The following is a 26,873-nucleotide window of genomic DNA, read 5'->3' as shown; positions in this document are numbered from 1 at the left end:
TTCCAAATAAATCTATATTTAATACAATACATCATACATGTGATAGAAAAAGAGGGATGAGAATGAGTAAAGGCTTAGCTGGAAAGACCATTGCCATATGCGGAACAAGAAAAACAGAAGAAATGCGTACACTTGTTGAAAAGCAAGGAGGACAAGCTGTTATTCGTTCTCTTCAGGGCACTGTATTTTTAGCCAAAGAGGAATTGAAGCCAGGCATAGAAACCTTTGTAAAGAAGGGAGCTGACTGGGTCATTTTAACAACGGGTATCGGCACAGACACATTAATTGAAAGTGCACAAGAGCTGCAGCTTGGAGAAGCATTTATGAACATTTTATCAAGTGCCCATATCGCTTCAAGAGGATACAAAACGTTCGCGGCTCTAAAAAAACACGGCATTCAGCCAGATGTTTCTGATGAAGATGGAACCGTTCGTGACCTCATTTCAAAGTTAGAAGACAAAGAACTTCAAGGTAAACGGGTCATGGTACAGCTTCACGGTGAAAATGCACCAGCTCTCATTGATTTTTTACATCACAAGGGAGCAGACGTTTTGCAGCTCATGCCATATCAGCACACGCCCCCTGAACCAGAGGCGGCGGACACTTTGCTTCAAGAAATGAAAGAAGGGAAGGTCCATGCCGTTTGTTTTACAACTGCTGTTCAGGTTCATGCCTTTTTCAAACTAGCAGAAGAATGGGGCAAAAAAGAAGAACTGCAACATCTATTCGAGCAGCATGTATTAGCTGTAGCTGTTGGAAAAGTCACAGCTGAAGCTTTAAAAGAAGAGGGGATAAACCGCATTCTAGCCCCTTCACTTGAAAGAATGGGTGCAATGATTATGGAATTATCTCAATATATGAAAAAACAATCGACGCACGCATAGAAAAAACGCCTTTCACATGACGAGTGAAAGGCGTTTTTGTTAGATTGTCCGTTTTCGATTTGTGCGAATTTTTTTCAAAACGAAATACAGTACGATCAGAACGATGGCAATGACCATAATTGGTGTTGTATACGTGTGAGCGACACTTTGAATGTGGTCCCATTTTGTCCCAAGCTGCATTCCAAGATAAATAAATAGAATGGACCAAGGGATGGCGGCTAATCCGGTCAAAAGAACAAATTTGAGAAATGGCATCTTTGCAATACCAGCTGGAATCGAGATCGCGTGGCGCACGACTGGGATAAAACGAGCTGTAAATACGACACCAGTTCCATATCGGTCAAACCAGCGTTCTGCCGTGGCAATATGATGCTCATGGATGAATAAATACTTCCCATACTTTGTTAAAAAAGGTCTTCCGCCGTAAAGGCCGATCCAGTAAATAAAGCACTGGGCAAGTGTTCCTCCAATAACCCCAGCGATGACGGCTCCAACAAATCCAATGCTTCCTGTTGACACCATATATCCGCCGTAGGCAAGTACAATTTCACTCGGAATAATTTCAATCATCAGTCCAAGTGCAACACCTGCGTAACCAAGGCTTGTCAGCCAGGTTAAAATTTCATTAAACAAGGTTCCCATTCATTTCACTCTGCCTTTAAATACGAATTTTCTTCAAGCATCCTTATAAGAGCCTATGCTTGTTTTGCTTCTCTCATGAGTATGCTTTGCATATATGCTAGCATGGCTGGCCGCATATCATGACGCATTAATCCAATTTCAGCCGCTGCCTTAAATGAGCCCAGCTTATCACCAACGTCAAATCTCATCCCATCTAATTGTTTTGCATAAATGGGTGATTCATGTGCAATGATTTTCAGGGCATCTGTCAGCTGGATTTCGTTCCCAGCACCTCTCTCGATTCCTTGTAGAATAGGAAAAATCGATGGTGTTAACAGATACCTGCCCATCACGGCTAAATCGGAAGGAGCTTCATGAATAGCTGGCTTTTCCACTAAGTCTGTGACTTCAAACACTTGACCGTCTACTCTAGCTGGTCTTATCATACCATACTTACTGACATCTAGACGATCCACTTGCTGGACGCCAATGACCTCTCTTTGTTTGTCTTCAAAGACTTCCATGAGCTGAGAGAGTGCAGGTCTTTCTGACACCATGACATCATCACCTAAAAGCACCGCAAAAGGATCATTGCCAGTAAAATGACGTGCACATAATACCGCATGTCCAAGACCTAAGGGCTCCTTTTGACGAATATAATGAATATTGGCCATATCCGCAATATGTTTGATTTCAGCCAGCTGTTCTTTTTTTCCTTTTTCAAGCAACGTGTGTTCTAGCTCAATCGAACGGTCAAAGTGATCTTCAATCGATTTTTTATTTCTTCCTGTGATAATCAGTATATCTTCAATGCCTGATTGAACAGCCTCCTCAACTATGTATTGAATGGCGGGTTTGTCGATAATCGGCAGCATTTCCTTTGGCTGTGCTTTCGTTGCGGGTAAAAAACGTGTGCCTAATCCGGCTGCTGGTATAACGGCTTTTTTGATGTTCATTGAATCATCGCTCCATTTCTGATCGTTTGTTTTCTGATGGAAACACCCATAGGCGGCTTCCAGTAAAAGTGATCATCATGCCAAGAAGGGTACCAATCGCTTTACTAATGAATAATGAGAAGCCTGCTTGCTGCATGACATATAAGACAACATAGGTGAGGAGACACGCGACGCCGTTGACTGTGGCCCACTTGATCCATTCCCACCTATCCGCTTTCTTTTTTACTTGGAACGTCCATTTTCGATTCCAAACATAACTGTTCAGCATTCCTGCTGTATAGGACAGGCACTGTGCAAGAAAAGAGGGAACAAAGCAAGCAGTGAAAAAAAAGAAGAACAGAAAGTCAATCATCGTATTGCTTGCGCCTACAGTTAAAAATGTGGCATAGGTCCGAATATTTTTCTTTGTCATGCGAAGGATCATCACCTCCTAGTGTTTGAGTGGGTGTATGAATACTGTACAAAAGCGAGTTGACGAATCAGTGAAGAAAAGATGAAAAAAACATGAACAAGCGATATCTGTTTTTTCACCAGCTCGTGATATAATTTGTAAGATGAAACGAACGGTGGTGCACATGCATGTATTTAACAATTGGAGAAACAGCTGAATACTTAGAAGTATCAGAAGCATATGTTGAAAAATTAATCCAGCAAAAAAAGATTCGTTACGTATTTGACGGGGAATCGTATCTCATTTATCAAGGGCAGTTTCAAACTCATATGAAACAGCTAGAACAATATAAAGAGCTCATTCAAGACATCTTAAATGAACCAATCCCTGAGGACCCGGACGTAAAAGATGAAGATTAAAAAAGACTGTACGAGAAGGGAGAACCTTTTCATACAGTCTTTTTTATTGGCTGACACCCGTTTGGACAATGTTCATATGACAATTCACTTGGACATCTGCATCAGGGTAGAGTTTTTGCCATTTCTCCGGTGTCATGGCTTTATCTTTAGAGCGATATCTCAAACCAAGTCCAAGTGGATCAATTTTTTGCTTTTTAAAGGATTGAACAAGGTCTTGCCCTTGCTGGGCCACACGCTTCTCCACTTCTTTTTCAACATGCTGCAAGATAGAAGGCGTATCGATTTTTTTTGATTTCATGAATTCTTTTAACTCACCTTTCAGCTTGATATCAATGGTGATATGAGGCTTTTTTGAAAGGTTTTCAGTTGGTTTAATGTGATAAGACACATGTGATTTGATATTTTCAATAACAACATGGGTTTTCTTTCTGTCATTAAATCGAAACTCATAAATCCCATTTTTATGATTTTCAATCATCGCTTTAAACGTAAACGTATCTTCCCCTGGAATATGCCCAACCATTTTTTCTTGATCGAAAAGAGCGACACCTGACACTTTAATAGAGTTGCTTGTATTTTTAATGTAAGGGAGGTAGGCATCCACGCCTTTTGCCATCATCTGATTCATAAAAATATGCTGATTGGTCACAGGTTGATTACCGTTTCGCATGTTTTGAGCCAGTAAATCTGAAAGATATACACCGATATTTAAGTTGGTTTGATTCATTTTTGTATGCAATAAATCTTCAACTTCTCCGTCTACTATGGCAAATACTTGACGAGACCCAATGATCGGATCACGATAGATGTAATTCATCAAATCAATCATACCCACTTCTTTCGCCAGCTTTTCACTTATTAAAATCACGAGTACTTGTCCCATGACAACGGGGAAAGGCGATTTTTCCGAAACAAGAAACTGAATATTACTAATGGTATTTGACTTAGCACTTACAATTTGATAGCTTCCTTGTTCTTCGCTTTTAAAAACAGGGAAAACAAAGAAGCCCTTCATTTCTCCATCTTCCAATAAGTCAAATCCCGCCGCCTGCGAGATACTTAATTCATCTAAGAGACGAGGCTGTGCACAGCTCGTTAAGAAAAGACTCAATAACATGAGACATATCAGAATAGAATGTTTCATGCTCGTTTTTTCACCCACCTTTTTTTCAGCAGCAGCCCAATGATCATACATCCAATCAATCCATAGATGAGGATGTATCCGCTATATTCCACCCATTTATTAAATGTCTCAAATGAGGTAGCTCTAATAAAAAATGAAAACATGACGAGAATGAGAAGGCTGAGAACTATTAACGTGGTGCGCTGGCTCGTGTGAAACACTTGTTTTGCCATTCTGCTGGCTGCCCATAATGGAATAGCGATATTTGGAACGATAAGCAAAAGCCATAGAGACACTTCAATAAATTCAAAGCGCTGGATAAACGGAAGTTTGACAATGCTGGTTAATGTCAATGTTGGCCATTTCGTTAGTTCGAGCTGAGCACTTGAGTAGTACGCTATAGAGACGAGAAATACAAGCAAATTCAGGCATGTCGTTAGCAACACTCCCATATGTGCAAATTTTTGCGACGTTTGTGCTTTTTTAATAAAGGGATAATAGACAAGCAATGTTCCAAAACCAAACATGGATAAAGAGGCATCTTTGACCCCCATCATGAGTTGTGAAAATGAATGATCAAACATTGGGAACATAAAGCGGATGTGACTATATTTCATGACATAAAAACAGATAAAGGTCATCCAGTACGTTAGGACAATGCTAAAGAATGCCCAGCCAGCGATTGTTCTAAATCCGCCTGTGTGAATGTAATAGACGAGGATGAGCAGCACTGATGCAAATAAAAGACCAGGAATTTCTTTAAACAGCCAAACATGGATCACATCCATATAATGAACAAGCACAATCAAAGACAATGAAGAAAAATACAAAATGTAGAGAATGTTGATGAATTGTCCGAGCCATTTACCAAACACAGATTGCGTAATGTCACTAAATTCGTCAGTAGGTGCTTTTTTAAACAAAAAGTAAATGAGGAAAATCATCAAATTGACGCTTGCACCAGCAATTAAAATGGCGATCCACCCATCATTATTAATCGTCCGGACAAGATTCGTCTGGAAATTTAAAATACCAACACCTACTTGATTGGCATTGACAAGAAAAAACACAAAAAAAGGGGATACTTGAAATTTTTCTTTCACAGAAGAAGAGCTCATGCCTTCACTTCCTTATTCATAAAAATCATTTTTCCCCTTACGGCCTTGCTTTGGCTTTTGACGGTGTATCGTTTCATTTTGCGGGCGTAAATTTTCTGGACGTTTTTTCAAAAAGCGGAGCTGGGGACGAATCAAACTACCCTTTAAATCGGCCAATCGAAGTGGAAAGATTGGCTCTAAGTAAGGTTGTCCTATAGACGTTAATTTCATTAAATGTGTAAGAAGAAAAGCCCCCATCAGCGAAATCCCTAGCGCTCCCCACACTTGTGCAGCAAAAAGGAATGGGAAACGTAAGAGACGAATGGTTGTCCCCATTTTATAAATAGGGGTGACAAAAGAGGCAAGAGCTGATAATGCGACTATAATGAGTAGGATATTACTTGTTAATCCCGCTGCAACCGCAGCCTGTCCGATCACAATACCTCCAACAATCCCGAGCGTCTGTCCGACTTTTGCAGGAAGGCGAGACCCGGCTTCCCTAAGTAGCTCAATCGATATCTCTAAAAATAATGCTTCAATAATAGGCGGAAAGGGAACGAGATAGCGTGATGCGACAATCGTTTCTAATAAGTCCTTAGGAATCAGTTCATAGTGAAACGTTAAAACAGCTACATACAAAGGGGTTGCAAAAATAGAAAAAATTACAGCAAAAATGCGTAACAGCCGAAAGGAGGATGCTGCGATCCAAGACATGTTATAGTCTTCCATTGTAGAAAAATACTCGAGTAAAATTGTAGGTGCAAGCAGGGTATGAGGCGAACCGTCAACCATAATGGCTATTTTTCCTTCCGTTAGACCTGAGGAAACCCTGTCTGGCCGTTCTGTATTTAAAAACAATGGAAAGATTGTATTGGACACATCATAAAGCATTTGCGCAAGATAATTAGAATCTAGAATTTGGTCATAGTCAACATCTTGAATCCGCTGAAGAACGGTTTCAATGTTCTGCGGGTTGGCGATATTCTCTATGTATACAACGGCTACTTTCGTTTGAGAAAGGGTACCAACTGTGTGTTCAACTACTTTAAGGTCAGGAGTGGGCAGCCTGCGTCTGAGCAAGTTTAAGTTTGTGTCCAGCCCTTCCACAAAGGCTTCCTGCGCACTAATGATTCCGAATTCAATCTCAGGTTGGCTCACTTGTCTGCCTTTCTTTTCTTCAATCGGCAAAAGGAGGGCTTTGCCCCAGTCTGTCTCAATTCGAACAGCAATACTGCCTCGATGAAGAGCTTCTTCCACTTTTTGAAGGTCCCTCGTAATCACAGCTTGTTCGATTGGGATGTGTTCTTTCAGTTCTTCAAGGGTGGGTGTCAGATGCAATTGCTGAATAAAAGGCAAGATTTGTTCATGAAGGAGATTGCCATTAATTAAAGGACGAAAAAAAGAAATTCTATAAAGGAAACCTCCGGAACTTGATAATTCATTGATAAAATCAGAGGAACGCGATAGTGCCTCAAATACTGAATTCGGGTCTTTCTGTTTTGATTTGTTTTTCTTCAGCACTTGAACCATCTCCTTCCGCGATTTTCCTCTATTATCCAACCAATCGTCTGAAGATATGCATAAAAAAAGCGTTCAGCTTCATGAGCTGGACGCTTTTTTTCCATATTGAACGGCTTCTAATAAAAAGTCAGCCAGATGAATCGCTCTCATGCTAGGCATATGTCCTGCCTTTTTGACGCCTGCTGCCATTTGTAATTGACAGCCTGGATTCGACGTCACAATGGCAGCTGCAGCTGTGTTGCTCGCTTCCGTCATTTTATGATCTAAAATTTGCATCGACATGTCTGGATGCAAGATATTGTAGATTCCTGCAGATCCGCAGCAGCGGCCGGCATCTTTCATTTCTTTAAACGTTACCCCTTGAATGGCTTTCATGAGCACCCTCGGCGCCTGTTGTACATTCATCCCATTTCGTAAATGACAGGAGTCTTGATAGGTGATCACTTGCGCTGGCAAAACCAGTGGCACGCGGCGGTGAAACTCCAGCTCTACAAGGATACTTGATATATCTGTTATTTTCTGTGAGAAAGCTTTACTTCGTTTTTGAAAATCTGGGTCATCCTGAAGCAAATGATCGTAATCACTTAAAAAGGCACCGCAGCCGCCCGCGTTCATGACAATCGCATCGGCATCTGTTTCCTCGAATGCTTCAATATTACGCTTGGCTAACTGTTTTGCTTGGTCTTTTTCTCCGCTATGACCATGTAGCGCGCCGCAGCACGTTTGTATAGGAGGAACGATCACATCGCAGCCTGCCAGCTGCAAGAGATGAATGGTCGCTTTGTTTGTGTTTGAGAAAACTGTATCCATTAAACAGCCAGTAAAAAACGCCACCCGTTTTTTTGCCTGACCAATGGCTTTATATTCATTCAAACGTTTTTTCTTTTGAGGCGGTACCTTTGGAAGTGCCTGTTCCATCAACTGTAAATGGGAGGGAAGCACCTTCAGTATGCGCGTCTTCCTGGCGGCTGTTTGCAGACCAGATGTTTGATAAAATCGAAGGAAACTAGCAGCTTGTCGCATACGACTTTGTGACGGAAAGAGACCTTTAAACACAACACGTCTCATCAATTTGACAGGAAATGATTGTTTTTTATGTTGTTGAATAATGTCTCTGGCATCTTCTAGCAACTGTCCATACTTGACGCCAGAAGGGCAGACTGGTTCACATGCACGGCAGCCAAGACAAAGATTAAGGGAATGTTCAACATCTTCATCTGGCTCAATGACGCCATCTCTTACAGCTTTCATTAACGCAATTCGGCCCCGAGGAGAGTGCGTTTCTTGTTGTCCAGATTCAATATAGGTAGGGCAGGAAGGGAGGCAGAAGCCGCAGCGCATGCAATTAAGCAGCTCCTTTTCATCCATTTGCTCCTGAAACTGCTGCTGGATCTCTTTTTGCTTAGAAGAAGAACTCATGAGACCACCACTCGCTTTCTTGAGGCTTTTCCAAACACTTTATCTGGGTTCATGATATTTGCTGGGTCAAGTGCCTGTTTAATCGCCTTCATGGCAGCGATTCCTTCTTTTTTGACCTTCAGCTCCAAATAGGGGGCTTTCATAAGACCCACGCCATGTTCGCCTGTAATGGTGCCGCCAAGTGCAACGGCTTTTTCAAAAATGGCCTGAAAGGCAGCTTCTACACGTTTCATTTCTTCTTCATTTCTTGCATCTGTCGCACAAGTGGGGTGTAAGTTGCCATCACCTGCATGACCAAACGTACAAATGTTCACCTCGTACTTTCGTGCAATGTCTTCGATTGCACGAACCATATTGGCAATTTCAGACCGGGGAACGGTAGCATCTTCTAAAATCGTTGTAGGACTTAATCGAGCGAGGGCAGATAAAGCAGAGCGTCTCGCTGTTAAGAGCGCACTTGCCTCTTCTTCTGAATGTGCAATCTTGACGCTTTTAGCCCCGTGCTGCTCACAGACTTCTGCGATTTTTTGGATATCACGAGAAACAGCTTCAGGGTTGCCGTCCTGTTCAATTAATAACACAGCTTGAACGTCGGTGGGTAGGCCGATGTTTGCAAAATCTTCAACGACTTCAAGGGTCGGCTGATCCATAAATTCTAATGTAGCAGGAATGATACGCTCAGCAATGATGGCCGATACAGAAGTCGCAGCTTCTTCAAGGCTTTCGTATAAACAAAGCATTGTTTGTTTCGTTTCTGGAAGCGGCAGGAGCTTTAGCACCGCTTCTGTGACAATCCCGAGTGTTCCTTCTGAACCAACGAACAATCGAGTCATATCATAGCCAGCGACATCTTTTGCAAGCTTTCCGCCTGTTTTGATGATGTCACCATTTGGCAAAACCACTTCAAGCCCAAGGACATAATCTCTTGTCACTCCATACTTTAACCCCCGCAGTCCCCCTGAATTTTCGTTAATATTGCCGCCTAATGTGGAAATTTTCATAGAGCTTGGATCAGGCGGGTAGAAGAGACCTTTTTCCTCTACTTGATGAATCAATTCCTGCGTAATTAAGCCAGGCTGCACCGTTGCGGTTAAATTTTCTTCGTCTATTTCTAATAATTGATTCATTCTAGTAAAGAGAATCACCAATCCGCCCTGAGTAGGGCATGTTCCTGCGCACAGATTCGTCCCTGAGCCTCTTGGGACGATCGGCACCTTGTAAGAGGCGCACAGTTTCACAATTTGCTGCACTTCTTCTGCCGTGCGAGGTGTCACGATGGCATCTGGCATCTGTTGAAAATTTGGTGTCGCATCATAAGAGTAGGCAAGACGATCCGCCTTGCTGTCTTGGACATTGGGCGCACCGACAATCTCTTTTAATTGATTTGAAAATTCTGAATCTAGCATATACAATCACTCCCGCTCATTTAACGTCTCGTTTCTACCAGTATAAAAAAAGAACCGTCACATGACTATAGACGATTCTACAAAATATCAGGCTGTTTTATCGTATTTTTTGTATCATGATCTAAAAGCAGCAAGGCCAAATAAAAAAGCATCGCATCTTGCATGCGCTTTGGATCAAGTGTCGTTAAATCCTGAATCCGTTTTAATCTGTAATGAAGTGTATTAATATGGACATGCATAGCTTCTGCTGTATGTTTCAATGAGTAATCCGAAGCGATGAGAACCCGCAATGTTTTCACTAGTTCAGGATAGGGGAAAAGGGACGCAATCGTTCGATCAAGAAACGCATCTTTTGTTTCCTGACTGATTTCCTCCATAAAAAGTTCAAGCGTCAAATCTTCATCAAACACAATGGGTGTTTCAGCATGCGCCAATTTTAAAGCGCGAAAAGCTTGATGAAAGGACTGCTTCATGACATGAGAAGCTGCTGGTTTTCCTGCCCCCATTAAAATCCTCGATGGTGACAGCGCTGTGAGCGCAGCATGAATATGGAACAAGCGCTTGTGCCATGTATCACGACCATCTGGTGTGGCTTGTAGCAGGAGCAAAAAACGTGCATGCCCCCAGCGCACAATGATCTCCTGATTGGTGAGTTGCAATTTGTCCTTCATCTGTTTGTATTGATCCTGCTTCATAAACGATTCGTCTTGACAATCAATGAGAATAGCGACACGCTGCTTGTTGACATCAAAGCCAAGCCGCTGCGCCTTCTCGGTCATTCCAACCGCTGTCTCTGGCAGATGAAGCCAGTCGAATACAAAGGCTTCAAGCTGCCGTTCATCTGTTTCCGTTTCTTGAAAGAATTCATGCTCTTGAATGAGCAGCTCCGTCATTTTACGTAAAATGTCGCCAAAAGGGGAGACATGCCTTGGATCACCTGTCATTCCAATGACCCCAATGACTTCTTGTTTAAAATAAATAGGCAGATTGATACCGGCTTTGACGCCTTTCATCTGCAGCACATCATCCTTTGTGAGAATTCGTTTCTGCCCTTCTAAGGATGTGACATATGCTCCTTCATGAAATTGACCAATGCGTGCTGGATCTGTTGCAGCAATAATGGTACCGTTTGTTTGTGTGATGATGATTTCTTCCGTCAGTACCTTTTTGACCTCATCTACGATTTTTTCTGCCAGTGTCATTGTGAGCAAAACGGTCCCCTCCGAGATGTTTCTTTTACACTATCATACCATCATATGCTCAGGCATATCTTTCTTTTCATGTGTTATGCTAAAATAAAAAACGCATATGAAGTAGATGAAAGGAGATACAGTCATGTCACTGCAAAATCGCTTACAAGATTTATTGAAAGAAGGGCAGGCGCTCACCGACTTTGAATATAACAAAGCCGCAAGTCAAAATTGGCCGCTAGAAGGGGCAAAAATGACAGAAGAAGCACGCTTTGCAGATGTTTATATAGAACGTGTAGACAAGGAATCGGAGGAAATGATTCAAACAGAAAATGCTTCCTTTTTAAATACACCTCTTACATACGTAAAAAAACAACAAAAAGAATTCATTTATATCGAGTCGAAGTGGTTTGATGTGGTGAGAGCCGACGGACTTGCCATAGAATGGGATGAAGTATTTCAGACGTATACCGTGTTATTCGGATTGAAGCGTCCTAAAAAAGATACTGGATTACTAAAAGAGATGCTCTCAACATTAAATGGTGCTCAGCTTCAATTTAATGGACAAGACGGGTTATTTGATATCAACATTCCGCTTCTTGAACTAGAAGACATCAAAGAAGATACGCCTTTAATTGGTGTGATCTCAGCAGTGTACCGCTATTTATTCAACTTGCTCATGCAGCTTGAAAATGAATGAATCAAAAAACGGCTCACATTCCTGAGCTGTTTTTTAGAGCAATCCTCTTATGAATTGAGCCTCACCCATCCCGAAGCTCCAATCGGCGTCTCCATTTTCCACGATGGAAATCATCACATCCGTCTTGGCAACTCCGCATTCTTTTTCTATACGTTCTGCGATTTGTGCATAAAGCTGTTCCTTTTGTTCTTTCGTCCGCTGTTTACTGACAACACTAATGACAACCAGATCCTTTGTTCTCGGATAACCAAGCCCAGTGTCTTCAATGATCATCTCTTCAGGGCGGTGCTGATGAACAATTTGATAGCGATCTCGTTCAGGTACCCCAAAGGCATCAACCATTGCTTCATGGCAAGTGTCCAGCAGTTTTTTTAATTCCTCTTTTGAACGGCCTTCTATCACGTCAAAACGTAACAACGGCATCAGGTCAACCTCCAAATATGTGTTTAATATACAATCATAATGTAACCAACACTTCGCCGTTTCACTCTTTTGCGCATAAGAAAAAAGCCAAAACATTGGCGCTTGGCTTTTTTGCTCTGGACTAAGGCGTGACAAATTTCACATCATGCTCTTTTCCATATTGAAGGTAATCTTCATTTGGTTGTTCATTCGTCACGACGATGTCTATGTCTTTTAAGTCACAAAACGTGGTTAAGGCATAATGGTCGAACTTACTATCATCGACTAATAAAAAGGTTTTGGCGTTTTTTTCAACGAGCGTTTTTTTAATATCTGTCTCAAGCGGGGAGGAATTCGTGACGCCATGATCAATGGATAAACCAGTTGATGCAATAAATGCTTTATTGACATTGTATGCTTTTAGACGCTCAACACTTTGATAACCAACGAAAGAATTTGTTTTTCGCTCTAGCATACCGCCGGTTGAAAAGATGGTGAGGTGTTCATAAGGCATAGCCTGTGTAATGAAATCCACGTTATTTGTCACAACGGTAATCCGTTTCTCCTTCAAATAGGGAAGCATCTCCAGTGTCGTTGTACCAGAATCAACAAAAATCATATCACCATGTTCAACAAAAGCAGCGGCAGCCTGTCCGATCAATTGTTTTTTACTCAGCTGACGAGTCTTTCGCTCCTGATACACCACCAATGTTGAGTGATTCACAGCGACGCCGCCGTACACTTTCTTTAGCACGCCGGATTCTACCAATGCTTGTACATCTCGGCGTATGGTGTTTTTTGAGACGCCAAAATGCGTCACAAGCTCATCAAGAGAGGCAGATTCCCGGTCAAATACATACTCTTTTATTTGCTGAATACGTTTTGTTTTTATCATGCTACAATCTCCAATCAATACGAATATGCTGATTCTATTATAACAATAATTCCACGTAAAAGATGTCACTGATCAACATGGGAGAATCGAATGATCTTTTTCTCTTATCTTTTCTCATTTTTCATAAAAGCGTATGATAGAGAAAAGAGGATAGAAAGGATTTTCACTTCTATGAATCAACACAACATACAATTTTCAAAGCTTGCAAATTTTAGAGAAGTAGGGGGACTCCAAACAACGGATCAGATGGTCATCAAACAAGGAATGATTTATCGCTCTGCCGATTTATCACGTCTCACGAAGCAAGATATATTGACGTTCTCAACACTTGGAATTCAAACGATTTGTGACCTACGTACAAGCTCAGAACGAAAATCACACCCGCCAAAGATCATGGAACATGACAAAATTGTTCATATCCCTATGCAGCCTGACAGCATGATGCCTAGCAAATGGACCATGTTTCGTATGCTAATAGCAGAAGGAAAATCTCTATCCTTTACACCGATCATGAAAGAAGTATATCAAAGCATGCTCTATGAGCGAAAAAAAGAGATTCAGCAATTGTTTACATTACTGTCCGATGAAAAAAATTATCCGCTTATGCTTCACTGTACAAGCGGAAAGGACCGTACAGGCTTTTTATCTGCTCTTATTCAATTAGCAGCGGGTGTGCCGGTGCATACCGTTTTAAGTGAATACATGCGTTCCAATGAAGGCGTGAAAATGCTAGTGAAAAGACAAGAACGATTTGTTCGCATGATGAGTTTATATCGGGTGTCAAAAGAACAAATTCAACCCCTGCTCGGTGTGCAGCAAGATTATCTTGAAGATGTACTGAATGAGATGATGGATACATACGGAAGTGCAGAGCGGTATTTAGTAGAAGCCTGCGACGTCCCTAAAGCTCAGCTGCTTAAAGTAAAAAACATCTTGCTTACACCATCTGCTGGCATTCCATCACAAAACGCAGAATAAACTTAATATGAGGTGATGCAAAGCATGCTGAAAAAGATCAGTATGACGGTTCTGACACTAGTTTTCATGGGTGTCTTCTTATTGATTCCGTCTAGCAGTCTAGCTCGTTCGATGCCAAAAGGGAAGCTTGAGAGCACAAGAGAGATGCGTGCAGTGTGGGTCGCATCAGTTTATAACTTAGATTGGCCTTCAAAGAAAGGACTGCCCGCAGATGAGCAGAAACAAGAGTTCATTCAACTGTTAGACGATATCAAAGCGATGAATATGAACGCCGTCATCATGCAAATTAAACCAACAGCAGATGCCTTTTATCCATCAAAATTTGGTCCATGGTCTGAATATTTGACTGGTACACAAGGGAAAGACCCTGGATATGACCCGCTTGAATTTATGATAGAAGAAGCACATAAACGCGGTCTTGAATTTCATGCTTGGTTTAACCCTTATCGAATCACCATGAATCATACCGATCTCAACCGGTTATCAGCCGATCATCCTGCAAGAGCGCACCCAGATTGGACCATCGCCTACGGAAATCAGCTTTACTTTAATCCAGGCATTCCTGATGCTCAGGACTTCATTGTTGACGGGATAGAGGAAGTAGTGAAAAACTACGATATTGATGCGGTGCATATGGATGATTATTTTTACCCGAATAAAATCGCTGGTGTGCCATTTCCAGATCAAGAAACGTATGAAACTTACGGGCAGAAGTTCACTCATATAGAAGATTGGCGAAGAGATAATGTGAACGTGCTAGTGAAGCAGATCAATGACACCATTAAGAAAGAAAAGCCGTATGTGAAATTTGGTATTAGCCCATTTGGTGTATGGCGCAACATAAAAGATGACCCAACCGGTTCAAACACAACAGCAGGGATGACCAATTATGATGATTTGTATGCTGATACAAGAGAGTGGATACAGCAGCACCATATTGATTATATCACCCCGCAAATTTATTGGAGTATCGGCTTTCAGCCCGCTGCCTATGATGTGCTGACGAAATGGTGGTCAAATGAAGTGAAGGGGCAGCCTGTTCACTTGTACATTGGTCAAGCGACGTATAAAATCAATCAAAACAGTGATCCTGCTTGGTCTGATCCCGAGGAGTATTTTCGCCAGATCGAGCTGAACAGGCAGTCACAGCTCGTACAAGGAAGCATGCATTTTAGTCTGAAAGATATCAATCGGAATCCCTTGAATGTAAAGAAACGATTAATAGAAGAAACCTATAGCAAACCGGCTCTCATACCAGAGATGCCATGGCTTCATCAAAAAGCGCCAAAAAAACCAATCATTCAATCTGTGAAAAAGACAGAGGATGGTGCAGTTTTACAGATACAAAATGATCCGCGCTCTAGTGCATCCTATTATGCAGTCTATCGATTGTCGAATAAAGGGACATACGAATTTGTGCAAACGGTCAGAAAAGAAACAGGTTCCTTCACCCAAACGAAAGACATTTTAGCAAATCAAAAGAAGAGCTATAGCTATAAAGTGACGGCACTCAATCGCCTTCATCATGAAAGCAAACCTTCTACAAAAACAGTAAAATAACAAAGACAGCATAAATGAGGGGTTTCCTCCATTTATGCTTTTTTGCTTTCTCTATTTTTCTACTATTTTTATTTTAATTTTCTGAATTCAATCAAGCTTGGCATGAAGAAGCTATTTCAATAATAAATATGATAGAAAAGCGCCAAAGGGGGAAGCAAAATGGATTTTGAATTAACGAAAGAGCAGCAAATGATCCGTCAGATGGTCAAAGAATTTGCAAAAACAGAAATTGCACCACACGCTCAAACTGTTGATGAACAGGCAGCATTTCCCGTAAAAACATTTCAAAAAATGGGGGAGCTCGGTTTTATGGGTATACCCTTTCCAGAGAAATATGGAGGTTCTGGAGGAGATACGATCTCGTATGCACTGGCAGTAGAGGAAATTGGCAAGCAGTGTGCCAGTACAGGTCTAAGTTATGCCGCAGCGGTTTCCTTAGGCGCAAGTCCACTTTATTACTTCGGCACGGAGGAGCAAAAGATGGACCATCTTGTTCCATTAGCCTCTGGAACAGCGCTTGGCTCCTTCGGATTAACAGAGCCAAACGCCGGATCAGATGCAAAAGGAACAAAAACAAAAGCCATTAAAGACGGACAAGAATATGTCATCAGTGGGGAAAAGTGCTGGATCACCAATGCCAATTATGCCAGAACGATTATTGTCACCGCTGTGACGGATCATGATGAAAACGGACGTCCGATCATCTCCGCCTTTATTGTGGAGAAAGGACAAAAGGGACTTTCGATTACAAATCCATATGACAAAATGGGGGTTCGCGGTTCAGATACCGCTGAAATCATTTTAGACGAAGTGCGTGTACCAGCGCATCATATATTGGGAGACAAATCGAAAGGATTCAAGCAATTTTTATATACATTGGACGGCGGACGAATTTCCATTGCAGCCTTATCTGTCGGAATTGCACAAGCTGCACTTGATGCTTCACTTTCCTATGCAAAAGAAAGAAAGCAATTTGGAAAGACGCTCTCATCCTTCCAGGCCATTCAGTTTAAGCTGGCGGATATGGCGATGCAAATAGAGCTTGCAAGACAAATGGTCTGGAAAGCCGCTTGGCTGAAAGATCAAGGCAAACCATTTACAAAAGAAGCGGCCTATGCCAAACTGTTTGCTTCAGAAATGGCTACAAAAGCAAGTCTTGATGCGGTCCAAATTCATGGCGGAACAGGCTATATGAAAGAATGCGGTGTTGAACGGCTTGTGAGAGATGCCAAGCTCATGGAAATCGGAGAAGGGACCTCTGAAATTCAGCGGCTCGTGATCGCAAGACAGTTGTTAGCGTAATACCTTAATGAAAACGCTTACTATACATGAGGGAGGAAAGCAATGATGTCGATTCACCCGCAAACGATTGGCTCCCTATTAAGAGAAAAAAAAGAACAGCATCCAGCACATGAAGCCATTGTTTACCCAGAACGTTCTTTACGTTATTCATACGAAGCGTTTTATCAAGAGGTCAAGGCAACAGGTAAAGGTCTCATGGCATTAGGGGTTCAAAAGGGAGATCACATCGCCATTATGGCACCAAATATACCTGAATGGCTCATTCTTCAATTTGCCTGCGCCTCCATTGGTGCTGTTCTTGTCACTGTGAATACCAATTTTCAATCACAGGAACTCGCCTATTTACTCAAGCATTCTGACAGCAAAATGTTGTTTATTGTAGACGGCTTTAAAGAAACGTCCTATGTCAACATGCTTGAAGAGCTAATTCCAGAACTTCAAACCGCTCATCAAGAGGAGATCACTTCCACACAATTTCCTTATTTAAAAAGATGTATCTATATCGGTCAGCATGTACCAAACGGTATGCTCGGCTGGGATCGTCTTCAAGTGGCTGCCAAAAGAACCGAAGAGCTTGAATGGGAGAAGCGAATGAATGAGCTCACGCCTGATGACGTTATTAATATGCAGTACACTTCAGGCACAACCGGCTATCCAAAGGGCGTCATGCTCAGCCACACAAACATCGTCTGTAATGCGAGTCAGATCGCAGATTGTATGAAATTAACAGAGCAGGACCGTATGTGTATCCCAGTGCCGTTTTTTCATTGCTTCGGCTCTGTTCTTGGTGTACTTGCTTGTCTCACAAAAGGGGGAACGATCATTCCACTTGAATCATTCCATCCAGAACGAGTCCTTCAAACAGTAGAAAAAGAAAAATGCACCGTTCTTCACGGTGTACCAACCATGTTCATCGCAGAGCTCGATCATCCAAATTTCCACTCTTATGACCTGTCCACATTACGAACGGGGATTATGGCCGGTTCACTCTGCCCATCCCACGTCATGAAAGCAGTCATTGAAAAAATGGGACTGAGAGAGCTCACGATTGCCTATGGTCAAACCGAAAGTTCACCCGTCATTACCCAAACAAGAACCGATGATTCGTTTGAAAGACGCGTTCAAACGGTCGGACGTGCGCTTCCTCAAATTGAAGTCAAAATTGCCTTACCAGGAACGTCAGAAGAAGTGCCAAGAGGACAGCAAGGGGAGCTTTGTACAAGAGGCTATCATGTCATGAAAGGCTATTATAAAAACGAAGAAGCAACAAATGAAGTCATTGATGAGGAAGGATGGCTTCATACAGGGGATTTAGCTGAGATGGATCATGACGGTTATGTGAAAATCACAGGCCGGCTCAAAGATATGATCATCAGAGGCGGAGAGAATGTGTACCCAAAAGAGGTTGAGGATGTCTTATACACTCACCCTGCCATTCTTGACGCACAGGTCGTTGGTATTCCTGACGAGACATACGGCGAGGAAGCAGCCGCATTCATTCGGCTGAAACAAGGGAAGTCGGTCTCAATTGAGACATTAACGAGCTATTGTCAGTCGCAAATGGCACGCTACAAAATCCCGAAATACTTTTTCATTACAGATGAGTACCCAATGACCGCCTCAGGCAAAATTCAGAAATTCCGCTTGAAAAAGCAGGCGCTTGATCTAATAAAGGAGTGAAAGCAGCGATGTTTGAACAAGTATTGATCGCCAATCGAGGCGAAATTGCCCGTAGAGTAATTCGGACATGTAAACGGCTTGGAATCAAAACCGTTGCCGTTTATTCAGAGGCTGATCAGCATGCACTTCATGTGCAAGAAGCAGACAGCGCCTATTATATCGGCGGCGCTAAAGTTTCTGAAAGCTATTTAAACATGGAAGCGATCATTAAGGTTGCCAAACAAACAAATGCTGATGCTATCCACCCAGGGTATGGTCTTTTATCAGAAAATGCGGCATTTGCTGAACGCTGCCGGAGCGAAGGCATTGCCTTTATTGGACCATCTGCACAAGTCATTCAGCAGATGGGAAATAAAATTGAAGCGAGAAAAACGATGGAACAAGCGGGCATCCCAATCGTTCCTGGTGTTTCAGCCCCGCTCCATGATGCAGACGAAGGTGTTCATAAAGCACAGACACTCGGCTATCCCATTATGCTAAAAGCATCGAGCGGTGGCGGCGGGATTGGTATGCAGCTCGTCCGCAACGACGAAGAACTGCATCGAGCGTTTGAAGGAAATCAAAAAAGAGCACAAAGTTTCTTTCAAGACGGAACTTTATACATGGAAAAGGTGATTGAACACGCACGGCACATCGAAATTCAAGTTCTTTTTGATTCGTTCGGTCACGGCGTTCACTTATTTGAAAGAGATTGTTCACTCCAAAGAAGACATCAGAAAATTGTTGAAGAGGCACCAGCCGTCTGTCTTGAAGAAACGGTGAGACAGCAAATGGGACAGATGGCCGTCAAAGCTGCCAAAGCAATTGGGTATGAAAATGCGGGCACAATTGAATGTTTAGTCGATCAAAACCAGCAATTTTATTTCTTAGAAATGAATACGAGATTGCAAGTAGAACACCCTGTCACAGAAGAAATTACCGGAATTGACCTTGTCGAGGAGCAGCTAAAAATTGCCGCATTAGAGCCCCTGTCCTTCAGCCAAGAGGATATTCATCAAATTGGGCACGCGATTGAAGTTAGAATATACGCTGAAGACCCTGTGACATTTTACCCTTCGCCAGGCACGATCACTCGGCTTTCTACACCTGATGCCCCATATATCCGTCATGAGTCAAGCGTCACGAGCGGAAGTGTCATTACCCCATTTTACGATCCAATGATTGCGAAAATGATTGTGTACGGTGATACTCGAAAACTCGCCATAGAACGATTAAAAGCAGCATTACAAGCATATGAAATAGAAGGGATCAAAACCAATGTACCGCTTTTAAAGGAAATGGCCGAATCAACCGCCTTTTTACATGGCCGCATCACAACCGATTATCTGATGAAAAAAAGGGAGGAAAACCGTTCATGAAAACTGTCACGATACAAATGGCCGGAAACTTATGGAAGCTTCTTGTGAAACAGGGTGATGATGTGCAAAAAGGACAGGAAGTCGCCATCTTAGAATCGATGAAAATGGAGATTCCCATTGTTGCAGAAGAAGCAGGTGTGATCAGTAAAGTGTATAAGGCGGAGGGGGAATTTGTTGACGAGGGAGAGGTACTTTTAGAGCTGACAGAATAGGGGGAAAGCCGCATGGCATTACCAAAAAACGTGCTCATTAGAGAGGTCGGCCCGCGCGATGGACTACAAAATGAATCCGTTTGGCTGGACACAATGGAGAAGCGAACATGGATCCATTTACTCGAAGAAGCCCATCTTCCTTATATTGAAGTCACCTCATTTGTTCATCCGACATGGGTTCCAGCCTTAAAAGACGCCAAAGAATTAGCCCAATCATTAAACAAAAAAGAGGATATCACCTATGCCGCACTCATCCCAAATGAAAAAGGATTAGCTCATTTTTTTGAAGCAAACCTTGAGGTAGGGGCTATGTTTATCTCATCGAGTGAGACACATAACAAAAAGAATATGAATCGATCTATACAGGAAACATTGCCTGTGATCAAACAAATGACAGCCGATTTAAAAGCAGAAGGACGGCAAACGCGGGCCTATATTTCAACCGTGTTTGGATGTCCTTATGAAAAACAAGTGCCGATGGACCAAGTGCTGCGATTAACGGAACAGCTGCTGTCCTTCGGCATTGATGAAATATCACTTGGGGATACCATTGGGGAAGCCCATCCGCTGCAAGTAGAAAGACGGTTAGACCTTTTACTTGAACGCTTTCCTGCTGATAAAATCGCACTTCATTTTCATGATACGAAAGGAATGGGGCTTGCCAATATTTATACAGCATTAAAAGCCGGCATCACCATATTTGATGCCTCTAGCGGGGGGCTTGGCGGCTGTCCTTATGCACCTGGCTCCAGCGGAAACGTGGCGACAGAAGACGTGGTGCACATGCTTCACAAACTCGGGATCGAAACAAATGTCGACCTTCCTCGCTTGATTAAAGCGGCTGAATGGATTGAAGCAAAAGTGGATCGAACCCTGCCAAGTCACTGTTTACGCGCTTTTCAGTCTCACACTACTTGATAAAGGGTGAATCACATGACTTCATTGATCAATTTTTCAATACAAGATCACATTGGCACCATGACATTAAATAGACCAGCACAAGCCAATGCTCTCTCCGCTGCTATGCTAGAGGAAATCAACCAAACGATTCAAGAAATCAAACATGATGCAAACATCCGCTGTTTGCTCATGACAGGAGCTGGCGCTAAAGTTTTTTGCGCAGGAGCAGACTTAAAAGAACGGCGATTGATGACAGAACAAGAAGCGAAAGAAGCCGTTCTGACCATTCAGCAAACCTTTACAGACATTGAATCTTTGCCTGTTCCTGTCATTGCCGTGATAAACGGACACGCACTTGGCGGAGGTCTTGAGCTCGCGCTCGCCTGTGATCTCCGCATCGCAAGAGCGGGTGCAGCGCTCGGCCTGCCGGAAACAGGACTAGCTATCCTGCCGGGAGCAGGGGGCACACAAAGACTTTCGCGCCTGATCGGACCCGGGAAAGCGAAAGAAATGATCTTCACAGGCACTTCTTTACGAGCAGAAGAAGCCGTTCAAATTGGGCTGATTGAACGTATCTCTACAGCCGATTCACTGATGAATGATGCCATCACACTCGCAAAACAAATCACCAAAAATGGGCCGATCGCTTTAAAAGAAGCAAAACAAGCCATTCAATCCAGCCTTGATCACGATTTACAAACAGGTCTAACGAAAGAATACGAAGCTTATCTGCGGCTTATTCATACAGAAGATCGACTAGAAGGTCTCAAGGCTTTTCAAGAAAAACGAACGCCTTATTACAGAGGGAAATAGCAAGAAAGGGGAATGTTTATGATCGAAGAATATAAATTAAAAAAACAACGAATTGAAAAGGGCGGGGCAGAACGCTACCATCAAAAAAACAAAGAAAAAGGAAAATTATTTGTCCGTGATCGCCTCCATTTGTTGTTAGATGAGGATTCTTTCATTGAAGATGCCATGTTTGCAGAGTGCAAAGATGAACACTTACCAGCAGATGGTGTCGTCACCGGAACCGGGCGTATGAATGGGCAGACTGTTTGTGTCATGGCAAACGACTCTACGGTTAAAGCAGGATCGTGGGGCGTCAAAACAGTAGAAAAAATCATTCGAATTCAAGAAACGGCCGAGAAGCTCAATTGTCCGATGCTGTATCTAGTCGATTCTGCGGGTGCAAGAATCACCGATCAAATCGCAATGTTTCCAGGCAGAAGAGGAGCAGGGCGCATTTTTTATAACCAAGTCAAGCTGTCGGGGCGCATTCCTCAAATTTGTTTACTATTCGGTCCTTCTGCAGCCGGTGGTGCGTATATCCCTGCTTTTTGTGACATTGTCGTCATGGTCGAAGGAAATGCCTCTATGTATTTAGGCTCGCCGCGAATGGCTGAAATGGTGATCGGTGAAAAAGTATCGCTTGAGGAAATGGGCGGTGCGAAAATGCATTGTAGCATTTCTGGATGCGGAGATATATTAGCCAAAACAGAGGAAGAGGCCATTCAAATTGCACGTGATTATTTAACCTATATGCCTGCCAACTATACAGAAAAACCAAAAACGACAGCAGCAAAAGCACCTAAACCATCTGAAATCACTATCCAAGACTTAATCCCTAAAGGCCAGAATACCCCATTTGATATGTATCAACTCATCGATTTACTGATTGATGAAGGGTCATTTTTTGAAATCAAAAAGCTGTTTGCCGCAGAGTTAATCACCGGCTTTGGCAGAATGAACGGTCAGCCTATCGGTCTCATTGCCAATCAGCCAAGGGTCAAAGGCGGTGTATTATTCCACGACTCAGCTGATAAAGCCGCCAAGTTTATTCAGCTCTGTGATGCCTTTCATATCCCGCTGCTCTTTCTTGCGGACATACCAGGATTTATGATTGGAACAAAAGTGGAACAAGCCGGCATTATTCGTCATGGGGCAAAAATGATCTCCGCTATGTCAGAAGCGACCGTTCCGAAAATATCCGTCATCGTCCGTAAAGCATACGGAGCAGGACTATATGCAATGGCAGGCCCTGCTTTTGAGCCAGACTGCTGTCTCGCTCTTCCATCGGCGCAAATCGCTGTGATGGGTCCAGAAGCCGCTGTAAATGCCGTCTATGCAAATAAAATTGCAGAACTCCCTCCCGAAGAGAGGGCTTCATTTATACAAGAGAAACGGAAGGAATACCAGGAAGATATGAATATCTATGAGCTTGCCTCTGAAATGATTGTCGATGGCGTCATCCCATTTGACCGTCTCAGAACGGAACTTTGTCATAGATTAGTAGCCTATTCATCGAAAGACATGACATTTACGAAACGAAAACATCCGGTCTATCCGGTCTAAAGGGGGCAGACCTCATGATCAACCTGAAACCAGAATGGATACCGGAAGAAAAGCAGTGCCAAAAAACACGTTTGTATCAGTGGATGAAATCTCTTGGTTTTTCTACGTATGACTCATTCTATCAAGCCAGTATTGATCGCACAGACTGGTTTTGGAGAGAAGCGGAGAAGGCAGTCGGCATTCAGTGGAAAAAACCATATGAAGCGGCATTAGGTCACCACTCATTGATGTGGCCGAAATGGTATCAGGGCGGCACACTAAACATCACCGAAACGGCTGTGGACAAATGGGCAGAAAAAGAAGAGACGAGGCATCAGCCCGCCATCATTTGGAGCAATGAAGCCGGTGAAGAAAAGAAATGGTCATTTCTCGAACTTCAAGAGAAAGTGAGCCGTCTTGCAGCTGGCTTTTTGAAAGAAGGACTTCAAAAAGGGGATGTAGCCATCATCTATATGCCAATGCTTCCAGAAACGGTCGCCGTCATGCTTGCCTTTGCAAAGATTGGTGTTATTTTCAGCCCAGTCTTCTCAGGCTATGGAAGCGAGCCACTCGCTGTACGCATTCGTGCGTCAGGCGCATCCATTGTCGTCACAGCGAATGAAATGATGCGGCGAGGGAAAACGATCAACATGCGGGAATGTGTGGCTAATGCCATCAACAAAACCACAACTGTGCAAAAAGTGATTGTGCACACTTCCTCTCATACCGGATATCAGGACGATGTCCTGCTGAATGATTTGTTAAAAGAACAGCCGTTCACCGGCGCGATCTATGTCACAAATGAAGACCCGCTGATGATCTTGTATACGTCAGGCACAACCGGCACACCAAAGGGAGCCGTTCATACACACGCAGGCTTTCCGATAAAGGCAGCTTTTGATGCTGGGCTATGTATGGATGTGGCAAAAGGAGACCGGCTGTTTTGGCTGACTGATATGGGCTGGATGATGGGGCCATTCCTCGTCTTTGGCGGCTTGATCAATGGAGCTGCCATCGTTTTATATGACGGCGCTCCCGATTATCCAGATGAGCAGCAGCTCTGGTCATTCATCCACGAGAAGAAAGTCACTCATTTTGGACTTTCCCCTACATTTGTTCGTTCTGCGATGCAGCAAACGATTGATGGGGTCGAACTATCGCATGTCAAAGCCATTATTTCTACAGGGGAACCATGGAATGAAGCTCCGTGGCAATGGTTATTTCACATCATTGGTCAAAAGAACATTCCAATCTTAAATTATTCAGGAGGAACCGAGGTTTCTGGTGGCATTGTAGGCAGTACGCTGCTTCGCCCCATCAAACCGATTCTCTTTAATGCGGCGATCTTAGGAATGGCGGCAGATGTATACAATGAAGCTGGGCAAAGCGTGATGAATGAAGTAGGGGAGCTTGTGGTGAAAAAGCCATGGGTCGGCATGACATGTGGTTTTTGGAACGAACCGGAGCGTTATGAAGATACGTATTTCAAACGATTTGATGGTGTATGGACACACGGAGATTGGGTCATGCAAACAGAGGACGGAGAATTCCACATCACCGGCAGATCGGATGATGTCATTAATACAGCAGGGAAACGCATCGGGCCAGCTGAAATTGAATCCATCCTTACCTGGCATCCTGCCGTGCATGAAGCCGCTGTGATTGGGGTAAAGGATGAGGTGAAAGGGGAGGCGCTCGTCTGTTTCATCGTGACCAGTCCGCATGCTTTTGAAGAAGCTGCCCTTATCCAAGAGCTTTCAGCCCATGTTGGTTCACATGCCGGAAAAGCGCTCACACCAAAAGAAGTTCATCTCATTTCAGCTTTGCCGAAAACAAGGAATGGAAAAATCGTACGACGTTTACTTAAAGGGGCATATGAAGATCAGCCTTCACCCGATCTATCTTCATTAGACAATCCAGATGTGTACGAGAGCATTTTAAAATATTTCAAAAAATAATATTATAGATGAATTGAAAAACAATCAGCCCACCCCTAGTTGGATGGGCTTAAAACAAATTTTAATTGCTAGGACATTGAGGTGCAGATATAAACATATTCTCCGCCTGCGCTTTGTTTCAAATCTACTGGGATTTTAGTGTATCCAGAGGGAGCCGGTACATCTGGGGTATCCCCGTAAATTAAACTAATACCTCTAATAGGTAAACCCAATTGGGTGTTCTGTGTATACGCTATATAAATATACTTTGTTTTACTTCCTAAGCCTGCATTTAAATCATGCCGAATCAAAGTATATCTTTCATCAGGTGCTTTAGTTAATTCTTCATCAGATACAATTACTTTTATATCGGTAATTGGTAAATTAGCTTCATCGTTATCTAATCCGTTTCTATAGCATATATACAAATAGTCATGCCCATGTCCTTTATTTAAATCGTAATTAATTCTAATATAATCATTTGGCGGTTCAACATCAGGCTTTGAAGAATATATTATGTCCAATCCGTTAATACATGGTTGCCCGATCTTTTTTTCTTTTGATTTCGCATAAGAAGAAAAAGCATCGATTAATACCTTTTTTCTATCAGGGTTTGTACATAAATTCCAAATCGGCTTAAGACCTTTTGGAGCAAAATCACAAAATACTGCATTTTCTTCAATAGACTCTATCCATTTATCATAAGAGCCATTCTTTATATTACTACTGTATTCTGGTCTTCCTCCAAAAGTATGTAATGTTTCTTCAGAAAACCTTTTATAATTTTTTATACTTTCTTCATATTTTAATTTGTCGCTTGCAGAGATGGAATTGACAGTGTATTTATATGACATTTGTGCCATTGTACTTATCGAAAATTCAGATTCATATAAAAGTTTATTTACAACAGTGTTATAAGTTGCTTTTGCACCTACAATTATTTCTTGTAGGTAATGAGTTCCATACTTATCAAATAAGTTTTCGGGAGTTAATTCTTCCAAATCTTTTTTTACTATTTCATCCATATAAAGCGATACTAATATACTTTCGTCAGGCAAAGAAAGAATCCATTTTTGTATAGAATTTAATACCTTAGTAAACGCATAATTACTTTTTGTTAGAAATTTTTTATTAAAGTCCACTTCCAAAGACCCGCTAAAAAAATTATAGTTTCCATCCACTTTTAGAATATTATTTAATGCTGACATATACTCACTTAGTGTTTCACCAGAGAAAATCTGCAAACTGTTTTCATTAATGAATCTAAAGTTTACACATTTAGGAATATTATAATCTTTATTGTCGATATTTTTTAACACCATTTCTCCGAGATTGAATAACTTCCGAGTTGCATTCTGTGTATTTGCATACCTACCAAAAACATCGTATCCATATCCTAATACATCAAGTCCAGGTACATCAGGAATTGTATTTTTTTCACTACTCATATTAACTGACTCTCCTTAGAAAGATTTAGCATGCTCTAACACAATATAGGATGTCATAAAGTTTTTTTTATATGTATACAGCATAAAAAAATCTCTACTTTTTATTAATAACAAAAGTAGAGATCCTCTAAATCAAATAC

Annotated in this window: 25 protein-coding genes; 13 read left to right on the top strand and 12 right to left on the bottom strand. The window is 42.3% G+C overall.

Translation table 11 applies throughout. The annotated features are described in order from the left end of the window. Positions 1–62: 62 nt before the first annotated feature. Positions 63–884, top strand: a complete 822-nt coding sequence (locus tag MKY11_RS09560; RefSeq protein ID WP_039167898.1) for a uroporphyrinogen-III synthase — start codon at positions 63–65, stop codon at positions 882–884. Between the two features lie 39 nt (positions 885–923). Here the strand turns inward: MKY11_RS09560 and MKY11_RS09555 are convergent, their stop codons facing one another. Genes MKY11_RS09555 through MKY11_RS09545 form a run of 3 tightly spaced genes read right to left on the bottom strand, consistent with a single transcriptional unit; the run spans position 924 to position 2,885 of the window. Next, the gene (locus MKY11_RS09555; protein ID WP_007499192.1) at positions 924–1,526 is read right to left on the bottom strand and encodes a DedA family protein; all 603 of its coding nucleotides are present in this window, start codon (positions 1,524–1,526) and stop codon (positions 924–926) included. A gap of 53 nt (positions 1,527–1,579) precedes the next feature. Further along, positions 1,580–2,461: a UTP--glucose-1-phosphate uridylyltransferase GalU gene (gene galU, locus MKY11_RS09550; protein WP_039167895.1), complete on the bottom strand. Its 882-nt coding sequence runs from the start codon at positions 2,459–2,461 to the stop codon at positions 1,580–1,582. A gap of 4 nt (positions 2,462–2,465) precedes the next feature. Next, positions 2,466–2,885, bottom strand: a complete 420-nt coding sequence (locus tag MKY11_RS09545) for a GtrA family protein (RefSeq protein WP_051404175.1) — start codon at positions 2,883–2,885, stop codon at positions 2,466–2,468. 155 nt (positions 2,886–3,040) lie between these two features. Here MKY11_RS09545 and MKY11_RS09540 point away from each other — a divergent pair, with 155 nt between their 5' ends. Beyond that, on the top strand, positions 3,041–3,271 hold the full coding sequence (locus MKY11_RS09540) for an excisionase family DNA-binding protein (protein WP_008346618.1): 231 nt from the start codon (positions 3,041–3,043) through the stop codon (positions 3,269–3,271). Between the two features lie 43 nt (positions 3,272–3,314). Here the strand turns inward: MKY11_RS09540 and MKY11_RS09535 are convergent, their stop codons facing one another. From MKY11_RS09535 to MKY11_RS09510, 6 genes are all read right to left on the bottom strand, one after another. Beyond that, positions 3,315–4,415, bottom strand: coding sequence for a Ger(x)C family spore germination protein (locus MKY11_RS09535; RefSeq protein WP_025207469.1), 1,101 nt, complete (start codon positions 4,413–4,415; stop codon positions 3,315–3,317). Further along, on the bottom strand, positions 4,412–5,512 hold the full coding sequence (locus tag MKY11_RS09530; RefSeq protein ID WP_342502093.1) for a GerAB/ArcD/ProY family transporter: 1,101 nt from the start codon (positions 5,510–5,512) through the stop codon (positions 4,412–4,414). The genes MKY11_RS09535 and MKY11_RS09530 overlap by 4 nt, the downstream gene beginning before the upstream one ends. A 12-nt stretch (positions 5,513–5,524) precedes the next feature. After that, positions 5,525–7,021, bottom strand: a complete 1,497-nt coding sequence (locus MKY11_RS09525; RefSeq protein WP_024719421.1) for a spore germination protein — start codon at positions 7,019–7,021, stop codon at positions 5,525–5,527. A gap of 69 nt (positions 7,022–7,090) precedes the next feature. Further along, positions 7,091–8,431, bottom strand: coding sequence for a (Fe-S)-binding protein (locus MKY11_RS09520; protein WP_058337183.1), 1,341 nt, complete (start codon positions 8,429–8,431; stop codon positions 7,091–7,093). Then, positions 8,428–9,837, bottom strand: coding sequence for a glycolate oxidase subunit GlcD (gene glcD, locus MKY11_RS09515; RefSeq protein ID WP_024719419.1), 1,410 nt, complete (start codon positions 9,835–9,837; stop codon positions 8,428–8,430). Before glcD ends, MKY11_RS09520 begins: the two co-directional genes overlap by 4 nt. Before the next feature lie 77 nt (positions 9,838–9,914). Continuing rightward, positions 9,915–11,048, bottom strand: coding sequence for a sugar diacid recognition domain-containing protein (locus tag MKY11_RS09510; protein ID WP_342502092.1), 1,134 nt, complete (start codon positions 11,046–11,048; stop codon positions 9,915–9,917). Positions 11,049–11,172: 124 nt separating this feature from the next. On the opposite strand from MKY11_RS09510, the gene MKY11_RS09505 reads away from it, so the two are divergent. Beyond that, complete coding sequence (locus tag MKY11_RS09505; RefSeq protein WP_017367394.1) at positions 11,173–11,727, top strand: hypothetical protein; 555 nt, start codon at positions 11,173–11,175, stop codon at positions 11,725–11,727. A 33-nt stretch (positions 11,728–11,760) separates the two neighbouring features. Here MKY11_RS09505 and MKY11_RS09500 read toward each other — a convergent pair whose 3' ends face one another. Together MKY11_RS09500 and MKY11_RS09495 are read right to left on the bottom strand one after the other, a co-directional pair. Beyond that, positions 11,761–12,150 carry a tautomerase family protein gene (locus MKY11_RS09500; protein WP_047947144.1) on the bottom strand — a complete coding sequence of 130 codons (390 nt, stop codon included), beginning with the start codon at positions 12,148–12,150 and terminating at the stop codon, positions 11,761–11,763. 121 nt (positions 12,151–12,271) lie between these two features. Beyond that, complete coding sequence (locus MKY11_RS09495; RefSeq protein ID WP_017359514.1) at positions 12,272–13,024, bottom strand: DeoR/GlpR family DNA-binding transcription regulator; 753 nt, start codon at positions 13,022–13,024, stop codon at positions 12,272–12,274. Between the two features lie 90 nt (positions 13,025–13,114). Between MKY11_RS09495 and MKY11_RS09490 the strand changes: the two genes are divergently transcribed. The 10 genes from MKY11_RS09490 to MKY11_RS09445 all read left to right on the top strand — a co-directional run bounded on the left by MKY11_RS09490 (position 13,115) and on the right by MKY11_RS09445 (position 25,306). Beyond that, positions 13,115–14,002: a tyrosine-protein phosphatase gene (locus MKY11_RS09490; protein WP_039167874.1), complete on the top strand. Its 888-nt coding sequence runs from the start codon at positions 13,115–13,117 to the stop codon at positions 14,000–14,002. A 24-nt stretch (positions 14,003–14,026) separates the two neighbouring features. Beyond that, entirely contained in the window at positions 14,027–15,562 is a 1,536-nt protein-coding gene (locus MKY11_RS09485; RefSeq protein WP_342502091.1) for a family 10 glycosylhydrolase, read from the top strand. Between the two features lie 159 nt (positions 15,563–15,721). Further along, on the top strand, positions 15,722–16,864 hold the full coding sequence (locus tag MKY11_RS09480) for an acyl-CoA dehydrogenase family protein (protein WP_007499209.1): 1,143 nt from the start codon (positions 15,722–15,724) through the stop codon (positions 16,862–16,864). A gap of 42 nt (positions 16,865–16,906) precedes the next feature. Continuing rightward, positions 16,907–18,544: an AMP-binding protein gene (locus MKY11_RS09475; protein ID WP_342502090.1), complete on the top strand. Its 1,638-nt coding sequence runs from the start codon at positions 16,907–16,909 to the stop codon at positions 18,542–18,544. An 8-nt stretch (positions 18,545–18,552) separates the two neighbouring features. After that, the gene (locus MKY11_RS09470; RefSeq protein ID WP_041507175.1) at positions 18,553–19,902 is read left to right on the top strand and encodes an acetyl-CoA carboxylase biotin carboxylase subunit; all 1,350 of its coding nucleotides are present in this window, start codon (positions 18,553–18,555) and stop codon (positions 19,900–19,902) included. Then, positions 19,899–20,114: an acetyl-CoA carboxylase biotin carboxyl carrier protein subunit gene (locus MKY11_RS09465; RefSeq protein ID WP_017367387.1), complete on the top strand. Its 216-nt coding sequence runs from the start codon at positions 19,899–19,901 to the stop codon at positions 20,112–20,114. The genes MKY11_RS09470 and MKY11_RS09465 overlap by 4 nt, the downstream gene beginning before the upstream one ends. A 12-nt stretch (positions 20,115–20,126) precedes the next feature. After that, positions 20,127–21,032: a hydroxymethylglutaryl-CoA lyase gene (locus MKY11_RS09460; protein WP_342502089.1), complete on the top strand. Its 906-nt coding sequence runs from the start codon at positions 20,127–20,129 to the stop codon at positions 21,030–21,032. Between the two features lie 15 nt (positions 21,033–21,047). Further along, on the top strand, positions 21,048–21,827 hold the full coding sequence (locus tag MKY11_RS09455) for an enoyl-CoA hydratase-related protein (protein ID WP_039167859.1): 780 nt from the start codon (positions 21,048–21,050) through the stop codon (positions 21,825–21,827). A gap of 18 nt (positions 21,828–21,845) precedes the next feature. After that, positions 21,846–23,369 (top strand): acyl-CoA carboxylase subunit beta, encoded by a 1,524-nt coding sequence (locus MKY11_RS09450; protein WP_144610086.1) that lies wholly within the window; start codon positions 21,846–21,848, stop codon positions 23,367–23,369. 14 nt (positions 23,370–23,383) lie between these two features. Then, entirely contained in the window at positions 23,384–25,306 is a 1,923-nt protein-coding gene (locus MKY11_RS09445) for an AMP-binding protein (RefSeq protein ID WP_342502088.1), read from the top strand. A 68-nt stretch (positions 25,307–25,374) separates the two neighbouring features. Here MKY11_RS09445 and MKY11_RS09440 read toward each other — a convergent pair whose 3' ends face one another. Continuing rightward, positions 25,375–26,733 (bottom strand): MAC/perforin domain-containing protein, encoded by a 1,359-nt coding sequence (locus tag MKY11_RS09440; protein WP_342502087.1) that lies wholly within the window; start codon positions 26,731–26,733, stop codon positions 25,375–25,377. Positions 26,734–26,873: the final 140 nt, after the last annotated feature.

This window comes from Bacillus sp. FSL W7-1085 (assembly GCF_038595035.1).
Classification (GTDB): Bacteria; Bacillota; Bacilli; order Bacillales; family Bacillaceae; genus Bacillus; species Bacillus altitudinis.
The sequence above is the reverse complement of the archived record's forward strand: the minus strand, read 5'-3'. Positions and strand labels throughout refer to the sequence as shown.